The organism is Conservatibacter flavescens (assembly GCF_002795425.1).
GTDB lineage: Bacteria > Pseudomonadota > Gammaproteobacteria > Enterobacterales > Pasteurellaceae > Conservatibacter > Conservatibacter flavescens.
In genome coordinates this window covers 174,809-187,898 of the sequence record NZ_PHHA01000002.1, presented here as the reverse complement: position 1 = coordinate 187,898, position 13,090 = coordinate 174,809, and the positions used below count along the sequence as shown (strand labels likewise).

Annotated in this window: 15 protein-coding genes and 1 riboswitch; of the genes, 7 read left to right on the top strand and 8 right to left on the bottom strand. The window is 39.2% G+C overall.

Annotation, left to right across the window (positions count from 1 at the left end):
- Positions 1–60 precede the first annotated feature (60 nt).
- The 5 genes from trpE to trpCF all read left to right on the top strand — a co-directional run bounded on the left by trpE (position 61) and on the right by trpCF (position 5,305).
- A complete protein-coding gene (gene trpE / locus CVP05_RS00905; protein ID WP_100287678.1) occupies positions 61–1,602 on the top strand; it encodes an anthranilate synthase component I in 1,542 nt (513 codons plus the stop codon).
- Positions 1,603–1,786: 184 nt separating this feature from the next.
- On the top strand, positions 1,787–2,386 hold the full coding sequence (locus CVP05_RS00900) for an aminodeoxychorismate/anthranilate synthase component II (RefSeq protein WP_100287677.1): 600 nt from the start codon (positions 1,787–1,789) through the stop codon (positions 2,384–2,386).
- Entirely contained in the window at positions 2,383–2,769 is a 387-nt protein-coding gene (locus CVP05_RS00895) for a tautomerase family protein (RefSeq protein WP_100287676.1), read from the top strand. Before CVP05_RS00900 ends, CVP05_RS00895 begins: the two co-directional genes overlap by 4 nt.
- A 10-nt stretch (positions 2,770–2,779) precedes the next feature.
- A complete protein-coding gene (gene trpD / locus CVP05_RS00890) occupies positions 2,780–3,781 on the top strand; it encodes an anthranilate phosphoribosyltransferase (RefSeq protein ID WP_100287675.1) in 1,002 nt (333 codons plus the stop codon).
- A gap of 102 nt (positions 3,782–3,883) precedes the next feature.
- Positions 3,884–5,305 (top strand): bifunctional indole-3-glycerol-phosphate synthase TrpC/phosphoribosylanthranilate isomerase TrpF, encoded by a 1,422-nt coding sequence (trpCF, locus tag CVP05_RS00885; protein ID WP_100287674.1) that lies wholly within the window; start codon positions 3,884–3,886, stop codon positions 5,303–5,305.
- 48 nt (positions 5,306–5,353) lie between these two features.
- Here the strand turns inward: trpCF and moaE are convergent, their stop codons facing one another.
- The 4 genes from moaE to moaA form a co-directional block, all read right to left on the bottom strand.
- Entirely contained in the window at positions 5,354–5,812 is a 459-nt protein-coding gene (gene moaE / locus CVP05_RS00880) for a molybdopterin synthase catalytic subunit MoaE (RefSeq protein WP_100287673.1), read from the bottom strand.
- Positions 5,813–6,058 carry a molybdopterin synthase sulfur carrier subunit gene (gene moaD / locus CVP05_RS00875; RefSeq protein ID WP_100287672.1) on the bottom strand — a complete coding sequence of 82 codons (246 nt, stop codon included), beginning with the start codon at positions 6,056–6,058 and terminating at the stop codon, positions 5,813–5,815. It abuts the gene before it with no gap.
- A gap of 2 nt (positions 6,059–6,060) precedes the next feature.
- Positions 6,061–6,540 (bottom strand): cyclic pyranopterin monophosphate synthase MoaC, encoded by a 480-nt coding sequence (gene moaC / locus CVP05_RS00870; protein ID WP_100287671.1) that lies wholly within the window; start codon positions 6,538–6,540, stop codon positions 6,061–6,063.
- Between the two features lie 23 nt (positions 6,541–6,563).
- Positions 6,564–7,574 carry a GTP 3',8-cyclase MoaA gene (gene moaA / locus CVP05_RS00865; protein ID WP_100287670.1) on the bottom strand — a complete coding sequence of 337 codons (1,011 nt, stop codon included), beginning with the start codon at positions 7,572–7,574 and terminating at the stop codon, positions 6,564–6,566.
- A riboswitch (molybdenum cofactor riboswitch) is annotated at positions 7,564–7,700 on the bottom strand. It overlaps the preceding gene by 11 nt.
- Before the next feature lie 222 nt (positions 7,701–7,922).
- On the opposite strand from moaA, the gene CVP05_RS00860 reads away from it, so the two are divergent.
- Positions 7,923–8,843: a gluconeogenesis factor YvcK family protein gene (locus CVP05_RS00860; protein ID WP_100287669.1), complete on the top strand. Its 921-nt coding sequence runs from the start codon at positions 7,923–7,925 to the stop codon at positions 8,841–8,843.
- Positions 8,844–8,953: 110 nt separating this feature from the next.
- Positions 8,954–9,499, top strand: coding sequence for an NADPH-dependent FMN reductase (locus tag CVP05_RS00855; protein ID WP_100287668.1), 546 nt, complete (start codon positions 8,954–8,956; stop codon positions 9,497–9,499).
- Positions 9,500–9,630: 131 nt separating this feature from the next.
- On the opposite strand, the gene folE is transcribed toward CVP05_RS00855, so the two are convergent.
- The 4 genes from folE to dinB form a co-directional block, all read right to left on the bottom strand.
- A complete protein-coding gene (gene folE, locus CVP05_RS00850) occupies positions 9,631–10,287 on the bottom strand; it encodes a GTP cyclohydrolase I FolE (RefSeq protein ID WP_100287667.1) in 657 nt (218 codons plus the stop codon).
- A gap of 109 nt (positions 10,288–10,396) precedes the next feature.
- On the bottom strand, positions 10,397–10,933 hold the full coding sequence (locus CVP05_RS00845) for an elongation factor P hydroxylase (protein WP_100287666.1): 537 nt from the start codon (positions 10,931–10,933) through the stop codon (positions 10,397–10,399).
- 50 nt (positions 10,934–10,983) lie between these two features.
- Positions 10,984–11,847: a protease HtpX gene (gene htpX / locus CVP05_RS00840; protein ID WP_100287665.1), complete on the bottom strand. Its 864-nt coding sequence runs from the start codon at positions 11,845–11,847 to the stop codon at positions 10,984–10,986.
- Between the two features lie 116 nt (positions 11,848–11,963).
- The gene (gene dinB, locus CVP05_RS00835) at positions 11,964–13,043 is read right to left on the bottom strand and encodes a DNA polymerase IV (protein ID WP_100287664.1); all 1,080 of its coding nucleotides are present in this window, start codon (positions 13,041–13,043) and stop codon (positions 11,964–11,966) included.
- Between the last annotated feature and the right edge of the window lie 47 nt (positions 13,044–13,090).

Below are 13,090 nucleotides of genomic sequence, written 5' to 3'. Positions count from 1 at the left end.
TTGACAAAAAACAACCGCACTAGTTTAATAGTACAAAATTTTATGTAATGAGAGTGAATTATGTTATTTCCTTATGTGCAAACTTTTGCCAAATCTGTCCCTTATCATGCTGATCCCACAGCTGTTTTTGCCAGTTTATGTAAAAATCAGCAAAATACCTTATTACTCGAATCTGCTGAAATCAGTAGCAAAAATAGCTTAAAAAGTTTGTTATTAGCAAAGACCGCCGTTAAAATCACTTGTTCAGGTCAAACGGTCACTTTTAGCGCGTTAACACCTAACGGGCGTGCCATACTGCCAATTATACAGCAAGATCTGCAGTCTAAAGCTGTACTCAATATTCAAGATGAAGACTGCTTTCTTGCGCAATTCTCTCCCCTGAATCCTAATTTAGATGAAGATAATAAATTACAAGCAGCGACGGTTTTCGATGGATTACGCAGTTTAACTACCCTATTCCAATATAGCCAAACGCCGATTTTTATCGGAGGGTTATTCGCTTATGATTTGGTGGCTAATTTTATTCCGATGGAAGGGATAAACTTAAAAGATGACGGTCTTACTTGCCCTGATTACACATTTTATCTTGCAGAACAACTTCTGACCTTTGATCACGGTAGCCAACAAGCAGAATTATTTACTTATTGTTTTACGCCAGAACAAGGTGAATCTTTGTTAAAAAGTGCGGTAGACATTACAAAAAAATTAGAGAAAATCGAACCGCACTTAGATATTCAAGCTGCAGATACAACAGTAAATATCAATATTGAAGATGATGAATTTAAACAAATCATTCAACAACTTAAACATCATATTAATATCGGTGATGTTTTCCAAATCGTACCGTCACGTCGCTTTTCATTAGCCTGTCCGAATACGTTGGCCACTTACCGACAATTAAAAATGAATAATCCAAGCCCTTATATGTTTTTTATGCAAGATGAAGATTTTACCCTGTTCGGTGCGTCGCCTGAAAGTGCGTTAAAATATACGGAAAGCTCACGCCAACTTGAGATCTACCCTATTGCAGGTTCTCGCCCCCGTGGCTTCGATAGCAACGGTAATATTGATGCGGAACTAGATGCGCGCCTTGAGTTAGAATTGCGGTTAGATCAAAAAGAATTGGCAGAACATTTAATGTTGGTAGATCTTGCGCGTAACGATGTCGCCCGAGTTTGCCAAAGTGGTACACGCCAAGTGAAAGATTTAATGCAAGTGGATCGCTATTCTCATATAATGCACTTAGTCTCGCGTGTAGTTGGCACACTCCGCCCTGAACTTGATGCGTTGCATGCTTATCAAGCCTGTATGAACATGGGAACACTCACTGGTGCTCCAAAAATTAAAGCGATGCAATTAATTTATCAATTTGAACAACAAAAACGCCATAGTTATGGTGGTGCCGTAGGCTATTTAGACTCCAATGGCAACTTTGACACTTGTATCGTTATTCGTTCAGCATTCGTACAAAACGGAATCGCCCATGTCCAAGCGGGTTGTGGCGAGGTATTAGACTCAGATCCTCAAATGGAAGCTGATGAAACGCGTCACAAAGCGCGCGCCGTGATTAATGCGATTATTCAAACTAACTCGTTATCTTAATTTGTTCGAGGGAATCTTGTGTTTCCCTCACTCTTTCTCACGCCTATTTCTGATAATTTTACAATAGCGTATGATAAAAAATAGTGAGACGATGTCGATACCGCAAGTAAGTTCAATCAAAACCCCTTGACAAAATTCTATTACACTAGTTTAATAGTACAAAATTATTTCAGAGTAAACTACGATGGCAAATATACTTTTTATTGATAACTTTGATTCCTTTACCTACAACCTTGTCGATCAATTTCGCACCCTTGGGCATCAAGTGCAAATTTATCGTAATGATTGTGACTTAATACTCTTACAAGAACTCGCACTGGCGGAACCAGAGACTATTTTGGCTCTTTCACCTGGACCAGGCAATCCAAGCGAAGCGGGTAATCTACTTCCTTTAATCAAACAGTTAAAAAACAAAGTGCCAATAATCGGTATTTGTTTAGGCCATCAAGCCTTAATAGAAGCTTTTGGTGGCAAAGTCGTTCATGCGGGTGAAGTATTACATGGTAAAGTGTCTAAAATTAATCATGACAATCAAGGAATGTTCAAGGACTTACACAATCCCATGCCGGTCGCTCGCTATCATTCACTTATGGGAGCAGATCTTCCTGAGGAATTAGAAATTAATGCCGAATATAACGGGATTGTTATGGCCATTCGTCACAAACATTTGCCTATTTGTGGTTTCCAATTTCACCCAGAAAGCATTTTGACTGTGCAAGGTGGAAAATTACTCTCTCAAACGATTGATTGGTTACTTGAAGTGGCTAAAGGAGAGAAAAAATGATTACCGTTTATGGTTTAAAACATCGTCTTTCTCCTAATAAAACAACTATTATGCAGGTCATATTTAACTGTTTACATATTGGTCTAGGGATCCCGCCTCGTAAACATGCACTGCGTTTTATCGGTTTGGAAGCTGATGATTTTTATTATCCAGAAGGGCGCAGTGAAGATTTTATTGTGATTGATATTAATCTGATGGAAGGTCGAACAGAATTTACGAAAAAACGCTTAATCAAAATGTTATTCTGTGAACTTGAAGACAAACTGAATATTGCGCCCATTGATGTAGAAATTACCATTAAAGAACAGCCGGCACACTGCTGGGGCTTTCGCGGCATGACAGGCGATGAAGCTAAAGATTTAAGTTATGATATTCATAAATAAGGATTTAATTATGCAAAGCGATCATCTCTTACAAAAACTTTTTGATAATCAACCGCTCTTACAAAATGAAAGTGCGGAATTTTTTAGTGCCGTCATTAAAGGCGAAGTACAACCTGAACAATTAGCTGGTGCATTAATTGCATTAAAAATACGTGGAGAAACCATTGATGAAATAACCGGTGCAGTGACCGCTTTACTGGCGGCGGCAGAGCCTTTTGATGCGCCAGACTACCCTTTTGCCGATATTGTAGGCACTGGCGGTGATGGCGCGAATACCATCAATATATCAACGGCCTCAGCCATTACAGCTGCCAGTTTGGGGTTAAAAATCGCTAAGCACGGGAATCGTAGTGTATCGAGCAAAACCGGCTCTAGCGATGTGTTAACAGCTTTAGGGGTAAACATTAATATGTCTTCAACACAAGCTCGTAAAGCGTTAAATGACGTTGGTTTGGCCTTTATTTTTGCTCAACAATATCATCTCGGTTTTAAACATGCCGTTCCTGTCCGCCAAGCATTAAAAACACGTACAATTTTTAATATTTTAGGGCCATTGATTAACCCCGCCGATCCTAAACGACAATTACATGGCGTTTATACCCCTGATTTGCTCAAACCTTATGCCGAAACCAATAAGCGCTTAGGGCATGGACACAGTATTATTGTACATGGTTGTGGTTTAGATGAAGTGGCTATTCACGGTACAACGCAAGTTGCGGAATTGCGTGACGGTATTATCGAATATTACTCGTTATCGCCAAAAGATTTTGGTTTTGAGCCAAAACCATTAGAAAGCTTACGTGGTGGCGAACCCTTAGAAAATGCGCAAATTATTACCGCACTTTTACAAGGTAAGGGAAAAGCGGAGCATGCTCAAGCCGTTGCCATGAACACTGCTCTATTGATGAAACTATTTGGTTTTGAAAACCTCAAACACAATGCACAGCAAGTGTTAGATACATTAGCAAGTGGTAAACCGTTCGAGACTTTGGTAAAACTTACAGAATATTAAATTGTCGCTACGATAAGGCAATAATTGCCCTCATTAGACCAATATTCAGTTTATATGCGGTGTAAATAAACCGGCTACTTAATTGTACTCACAAGGAACACTATGAATTTTATACAAAAAGATACGCCCACTATTTTGCAAAAAATCGTGTTAGATAAAGCAGAATGGGTAAAACAAAAATCAGCAGATTTTCCTTTGGCTGAATTTCAGCAAAAACTCACAAAATCCGACCGCTCTTTTTATGCAGCATTGGAACAAGGCACACATCAATGCCCTGCTTATATTTTGGAATGTAAAAAAGCTTCCCCGTCTAAGGGATTAATTCGGGCGGAATTTAATCTTGCTGAAATTGCCGGTGTATACAAAAATTATGCCTCCGCAATTTCTGTGTTAACCGATGAAAAATATTTTCAAGGGGATTTTGCCTATATTTCACAAGTACGCAATATCGTGCCACAACCTATATTGTGCAAAGATTTTATGATTGATGAATATCAGGTTTATTTAGCTCGTTTTCATCAAGCAGATGCCATTTTATTAATGCTATCTGTGATAGATGATGACACTTATCAACGCCTTGCCGCACTTGCTCATGAATTAGGTATGGGGGTGTTGACTGAAACCAGTAACGAAGCTGAGTTTGAGCGCGCGCTTGCCTTAAATGCTCGCATTATCGGGGTAAATAATCGCAATTTACACGATTTAAGCATTGATATGAACCGAGTAAAACAGCTTACCCAAAAATATGCTACGAAAATTCCTGCCAACACTCGTATTATCAGTGAGTCCGGGATTTATACTCATGCGCAAGTCAAAGACATTCAGCCTTTTGCACATGGCTTTCTAATCGGTTCCAGCCTCATGGGGAGTGCGGATTTAAATAACGCTATTCGTGCCGTTATTTGTGGAGAAAATAAAGTATGTGGTCTAACTCGACCTCAAGATGTTAGCCTGGTATATGAACATGGCGCACTCTATGGTGGTTTAATTTTTGCCGATAAATCTCCTCGCTGTTTAAGTTTACGTCACGCGCAAGAATTAGTTACCCAAGCTCCACTACGCTTCGTGGGCGTATTCCAAAATCAATCTATTGATTTCATTACTCAAATTGCAGCTCAGCTACAACTTTTTGCCGTACAATTACATGGCGCAGAAACAGATGAATTTATTAGCACCCTTCGCCATGCCCTTCCTGATCATATCCAAATCTGGCGCGCGGTTTCTGTTGATGTACATAATCCAAGTGCAGTCAAAATTCCTGAACATTCTGCGGTGAGTCGCTATATATTAGACAGTAAACTCGGTAATCAGCAAGGTGGTACAGGGAAAACGTTTGACTGGTCAACCATTCCAACTGAATTAAAAGATAAAATCATTCTTGCCGGTGGTATAAGTCCGGATAATGTCTCACTTGCTTTACAACAAGGCTGTTTAGGTTTAGATGTAAATTCAGGTGTGGAAAGTTCGGCAGGAATAAAATCGCCTGAAAAAGTGCGGTTGGTTTTTGAAAAGATTTTAGGATAACGCTCTTAGAGTAAAGGCGATTCTATTCGCCTTTACTCTATAACATTTTTATTGCTGCCATTTCTCAGCCGCTAATTGATCGCTCTCTCGCCCTTCTATCCAGCGTTCGCCATGTTGAGTTTGTTCTTTTTTCCAAAATGGTGCGCGTGTTTTTAAATAATCCATAATAAATTCATTCGCATGATAAGCATCACCACGATGAGCTGAACTTACTCCCACTAACACAATTTCATCGCCAGTTTGCAGCAAACCCACTCTATGAATAATCGAAACCCGTTGAATATCCCAACGTGCCTGAGCTTGTTCAACAATATCTGCCAGTGCCTTTTCTGTCATTGCCGGATAATGCTCTAAATATAAACTTGATACACTATCCCCTAAATTAACATCGCGCACTTTCCCCACAAAAATCACCGTAGCCCCAACAGCATGTGGGGCGGATAGCCATTGATATTCTAATTGTTGATCGAAAGGGTGTTCTTGTACAGCTATACGTAATTGTTCCATTTAACCTCCTGTTACCGGTGGAAAAAATGCAACTTCATCACCATTTTTGACCGCACTTTCTAAAGGCAACAAAGTTTGATTAATGGCAACCAATAACTTTCCGGCCTCCAATGCCAACGCCCATTTCTCTCCTTTCTGGCTTAAATGGAAGCGAATGTCTTCAGCCGTGCTAAAATCATCATTTAATTCGATTTCATCGACACCGATTAATTCCCGCGTTTGCGCAAAAAACAATACTTTAATCATGCTTATGCCTCAACCTTAAAATGCCCAGACTTCCCACCACTTTTTTCTAACAAACGCACAGTTTCAATCACCATATCTTTCTGCACAGCTTTACACATATCATAAATCGTCAATGCTGCCACACTCGCGGCTGTTAGGGCTTCCATTTCTACCCCTGTTTTGCCCGATAATTTACACAAGCTCTCAATGCGTACTTGGTTACTTTCTGAAATAGGGGTAATGTTCACTTCCACTTTAGACAGTAACAAGGGGTGACATAGCGGGATAAGCTCCCATGTACGTTTTGCTGCTTGAATACCGGCAATACGAGCAGTGGCAAAAACATCCCCTTTATGATGATCACCCTTTAAAATCATTTGCAAGGTTTCTTGTGACATGGTCACAATTGCTTCTGCTCTCGCTTCGCGTACACTATCTTGTTTATTTGATACATCAACCATGTTCGCTTCACCATGGCTGTTAATATGAGTAAAAGTTGTCATTTAATATTCTCAATCGCCAAAAACTAGCCACCTATCGTGGACAAATTGCTTCTTACACCGCTATCACCGATGTGTAAATAATGATGTTCCCGTTTGCCTTGCAGAGCAGAAAATAAACGAGCTTGTAATAATAGCTGTTGCTCATCAGATTGTAACAAATCACGTAAATCCACGCCTTCTTCACCAAATAAGCAAAGATGCAATTTACCTTTTGCGGATACACGCAGACGGTTGCAACTGGCGCAAAAATTCTTTTCATAAGGCATAATCAGACCGATTTCCCCCATATAATCTGCATGGCGAAATACTTTTGCAGGCCCGTCTGAACGCCCCTTAGACTGTAACTCCCACCCTTGTTGCAATAACTTTTGTGCAAGCACTTCCCCTGATAAATGATATTTATCAAAAAAGCTGTCCATGTCTCCGGTTTGCATAAGTTCAATAAAACGCATTTGGATAGGCTTATCTTTGACCCAGTCTAAAAATCGCTCAAATTCATGAGCATTCAAACCTTTCATCAGGACAGAGTTCACTTTCACCTTGTGATAACCCACTTCGAAAGCGCGATCGATGCCTCGCATAATCTCATGAAATTTATTTTCGCCTGTGATGGTATGAAACATTCTTGGATCAAGGCTATCAACACTCACATTCAGAGAAGTAATGCCTGCTTTTTTCCAAGCTTCCACATCTCTAGCCATACGATAACCATTGGTTGTAAGCGCAACATTGCGAATATTTTCAATAGATGAAATGGTTTCTGCTATTGCCAAAAAATCTTTACGTAACGTAGGTTCTCCACCTGTTAAACGCACTTTTTCTGTCCCCATAGCGGCAAATGCTTTCGCCACGCGACGGATTTCATCTAAACTTAAAAAGCTTGATTTATGTGTTTCAGGTTGATAGCCATTAGGCAAGCAATAGTTACAACGAAAGTTGCACACATCAGTAATTGATAATCGTAAATAATAATATTCACGTTGGAACGGATCGACTAAGCGATCTGCGCCTACATTTTTGATAGGAATATGCATTTGGACACCTTTCTAAATACGAGTGGATAAACCGTTTCCAGTATTATCCATGGATATTGAATACAATATCGGCATTGCCACCATGCCAAAAGGTTTAGGTAAACAAGCTCGGAGTGATGCAAAATATAAATTATGGGAACATTGTAAAAGATAACGCTGTAGATGTACAACACAAAAGTGCAAAAAGTTTGATATATCAATTATATAGATAATTATATAAAGCCTATCTCATACCTATTTTTGATTAAAAAATCTGACATCAATCTCAGAATTTTTATTTCTATATTTATCCTTTAAACAAAAAATGGTAGATTACCCATCTGACTAAAACCGGATTAAGGAAATCTTATGGACTGCCAATCTCACCATCTATATTTGAAAAACATCCATCATATAGTTGCAATTGGTGGTGGGCATGGTTTAGGACGGGTGATGTCAGCCCTGAGTTTTATGCAGGAGCGCCTAACGGGTATTGTCACAACAACAGATAATGGTGGCTCAACAGGACGTATTCGCGTTAATTATGGCGGTATTGCTTGGGGAGATTTACGTAATTGTTTGAACCAAATCATCACGGAACCCAGTACAGCTTCCGCCCTCTTTGAATATCGTTTTAGTGGGCAAGGAGAACTATCAGGCCATAATTTAGGCAATCTTATGCTTAAGGCATTAGAAAATATGCATATTCGCCCACTTAAAGGGGTAAACCTTATCCGTGATTTATTGAAAGTAAAATCCTTTATTATTCCAATGTCTGAATCACCGGTTCATCTTGCAGCCAAATTACATTCAGGCGCCACGATTTTAGGTGAAGTAAGCATTGATAATCTGACTGAATTACCTCGTGATATTCAATTAATCCCCCAAGTAAAAGCAACGCCTGAGGCAGTGAACGCCTTAAAGCAAGCTGATTTAATTTTATTTGGACCGGGTAGTTTTTTGACGAGCATTATGCCTCCTCTATTGCTTGAAGAAATTCAAACTGTGCTACAACAAAGCAACGCAAAGAAACTTTTCATTGATAATTTAGGAATTGAGCATAGCCCCGCTGCAAATTTATCGCTTATTGATCGTATTACATGGATTGAGCGCACAGTTGGCAAACAAATTATTGATGGGATTATCGCTCCGCCAGAACACGCTGAAGACATGCGCGCCCATAAGATAAAATTAATGGCCCGTAAACTCAATGCCGATGATGTTCGCTATCGCCACGATCGTAATTTATTATGCCAAGCGATTGATGAATTATTAGGTGAACTGTCCTAATTTAATTATTTCTTTTTAGTAAAAAATCTATTTACTCTTGGTGGGCTAGTCAATCAGCACTTTCCTACTTATAATATCAAAGAATTTTTTACATGATTAAGGAACTTATTATGACAAAACAAATCGCAGTATTAGTCGGCAGTGGTAGCAAAACTTCATATAACCAAATTGTTGCAAAACATCTTGTCAACATTGCCCCAGCTAACTTGCAATTAAACTTGATTGATATTAGCAAACTTCCACTATACGATCGTGATTTGGATGAAAATAGCCCAGCAGAATATGAGGCATTCCGCCAAGCCATTGCACAAGCTGACGGCGTGATTTTTGTCACCCCTGAGCATAATGGTGGATTCTCAGCGATGATTAAAAATGCGATTGATGTCGGTTCACGCCCGATGGGACAAAGTAAATGGATTGGTAAACCTGCGGGCTTAGTTTCTGTTTCAGCCTCAGGTAGCAATCGCCCATTAGATCAGTTACGTACTATTGCTTCCGGTGCGTTTATTAATATGCCTGTAGCACCATTTGGTGCGACTGTTGGTGGTATTTTCAGTGGTGCATTTAATGAGCAAGGTGAACTGACTTCTGAGCAAGGTTTAAGTACATTACAAAACTTTATTAATGCTTATGCCGATTTTGTCGCTAAATTCTAAAAACGACTTATAGGAAAAAGATTTCCACCGTAGCAATAGGGACAGCAAATCGCTGTCCCTATACATATCAATAATATCCCTATGTTGATAGCTTTATAACTAATACTATTCGTCGCGTAAAATAACCAATATTATTTATTAATTAAGGTTAAAAATTCTTTGCGTGTTTCGCGATCATTTAAGAATACCCCACCGAATGCTGATGTGACCGTGTAACTATTACTATCTTTAATACCGCGACATTTTACGCAAAAATGTGTCGCTTTCACATAAACGGCTACATCATCTGTTTCTAAAATGGTTTGAAACGCGAGTAACACTTGTTCAGTCAAACGCTCTTGAACTTGAGGACGCTGCGCAAAAAAGCTCACCACTCGATTAATTTTAGATAAACCGATTACCCATTTTTTAGGGTAATATGCAACAGAAACTTTCCCATCAATAGTAACAAAATGATGTTCACATGTACTCGTTAATGTCACATCATTGACTAACACCATCTCACTCACTTGCATACGATTTTCAATATTCGTAATTTTCGGGAAATTAGCATAATCTAAACCACTAAAAATCTCATCAACAAACATCTTTGCTAAGCGTTTAGGCGTTTCTTCCAAACTATCGTCATTTAAATCTAAACCAATGAGCTTCATCACTTCTCGCATATGATTTTCAATACCTTCACGGCGCTCATGTGGACTCTTATGGGATTCGATTATGGGAGTTTCAATGCCTTTTTCTTGTAGTGCTTGTCGAACTCTCGCAGCTTCAGGGGAAATGTTGTTCATGTTTTTGCTTCCTATAAAAATAAGGGACTATTCTAGCAAAGCTAGAAAAAATAACAAAATGGGAATATAAAAAGAATCAAACGCCTAAAAAGTCATAAAGCTACGCCGATTAAATTCTAGTGACATCAAATTTTGATAATTCAATCTTATCATCTGTGCCGTAAAATGCACATAATGCTTTACGCATCTGTTCAGCTCGCTTAGGCAATCCTTTTTCTGCATAGGTTTTAACTTGTTCATAAACGGCTTGCTTAAAAGGGGCTGCATCACCTGGTTCCCCATTAATATTATCATGGCTCGCGAAAAAACGAAGTCCGGCAGCCTCTGACAAAATCCATTCTATTGCTTGCGGTTTAATTTCCACTTTCTCAAATTCACGCTGACGCGCTGGACTACGTCCATCAGGCTCATACCAGTAACCAAAATCTTCTAACTGGCGACGAGCTTCACCCGCAACCAACCAATGCGCAATCTCATGTAACCCACTACTATAAAAACCGCGCGCAAAATAAATGGCGTGATAAGGCACATGCTCATTGGCGGGCAAATAAATCGGCTCATCTCCGCCTTTGACTAAACGGGTATTATATGCCTGTTCAAAACATTGATTAAAAATATAAATGAGATCATTATAATCGTGTTGCATAATTACTCTAAAAAAATAGACTCCCAAATGAGAGCCTATTTTATGAAAACTTAGCCGTTTAAGCTATCTAAATTTCTTAATGCTTCAATACGCTTTTCAAGAGGTGGGTGGCTCATAAAGAGTGAAGCAATCCCACCACGTTTGCCATTAATCGCAAATGCCGCTAACTGGCCTTCTAATTCTTGTGGCTCGTGTAAACTTTGCAGACGTTGTAAGGCTGCAATCATTTTTTGTTTACTTGCTAATTCAGCTGCGCCAGCATCTGCTTTAAATTCACGATGACGAGAGAACCACATGGCAATAATACTTGCTAAGAAACCAAATACTACTTCAAGCACCATCGCAACTAAAAAATACATACCAGAACTTCTTTCACCATCACGACTGCTTGATACCACATTGGCAATAATACGAGAAATAAAGATCACAAAGGTATTCAGCACGCCCTGTAATAAGGTCATCGTTACCATATCGCCACTTTTAATATGGCTCACCTCATGCGCTAATACAGCTTCCGCTTCATCACGTGTCATCGCATTCAATAATCCTGTACTGACCGCGACTAATGAGCTATTTTTACTTGCACCCGTTGCAAATGCATTAACATCTGCAGAATGATAAATTGCAACTTCTGGCATAGGTAATCCCGCTCGTTCGGTTTGCGTACGAACAGTGTCTAAAAGCCAGCGCTCTTGTTCATTGCGTGGCGTTTCAATCACTTGTGCGCCTACTGAACGTTTTGCCATGCTTTTTGACATAAAAAGTGAAATTAATGACCCCGAAAAACCAAATAAAGCGGCCATAATCAACAATCCCATCGCATCTTGAGATTGGATACCGGTTAAAGTCAAAATAATATTAAAAACAAACAAGACCGCCATATTGGTGGCTAAAAACAAAATAATTCGCATCATAAGGGGGAATGTTCTCCTAATTGATTGGTTGATAAAAACATGTAATTAACAGGTAAAATGGTTACTAATTTGTTAAATTTCAAGGGGATTCTAGCATAATTTTTATTCTCTGCCACTCACCATAAACTCATTTGATCTTGTTTTTGACGATTTTGTTCAGTATTATCCGGCAAATGCACATGAACACCAATTAAACGAACTTTTCGCCCGACTCGTCTTTGCCATATTTGGGTTAATAATTGCCAAAAACTTTCAGAGGAAAAAGTCATGGTACTTTTTTCTAATGTGGTTGTTTGAAAATCATCAAACTTTAGCTTTACCCCTAATTTATTAAGTTGGGATAATGTAATCTCCTGATGTTTTTTTAATCGACTTAACAATTTCTCATAAAGATCATCAAAAATAAATCTAGCTTGTTCAAGAGTATCAATATCTTCCACTAAGGTCATCTCCACACCAACGGATTTACGTACACGGTGTGGCTGTACTTCTCGAGCATCAATTCCATGACTAAAATCCCAAATTCGCTGCCCTATTTTTCCAAAAGCAGCTAATAACTTAGGTTTTGAATAGCGCTGTATCTCTCCACAGGTATGTAGCCCCATACGCATTAATTTTTCAGCCGTCACCTTACCGACCCCAGGTATTTTCCTTAATGCTAATGTTTGCACAAAGGCAGGTACGTCTTCTGGCGTAATGACAAATTGCCCATTAGGTTTATTCTGATCTGAGGCAATTTTAGCTAAAAATTTAAGGGGGGCTACGCCTGCAGAAGCGGTTAGATTCAATTCTTGAAAAATCGCTTGTCGAATTTCCTGTGCAATCCATGTCGCAGAGCCTGAGCATTGCTCACAATCCGTCACGTCTAAATACGCTTCATCTAAAGATAATGGCTCAATAATCGTAGTATAACGTCGAAAAATTTCATGTATTTGTGTCGATATTTGTCGATATAAGGCAAAATTCGGGGGAATTAGAATCAGTTTTGGACAATATTTCATCGCTTGTGCCGAAGACATCGCACTATGCAAGCCAAACTTACGGGCTTCATAATTACAAGTTGCCAGCACACCTCGCTGTGAGGGAGAGCCGCCTACTGCCACAGGTTTACCTTGTAAACTTGGGTCTTCTCTCATTTCGACAGCCGCATAAAAACAATCCATATCAATATGAATAATCTTACGTGCTTTCTCCATACAACTCTCTCAAAGTGCGATTAAAAACTTATTCTATTTTAACCGCA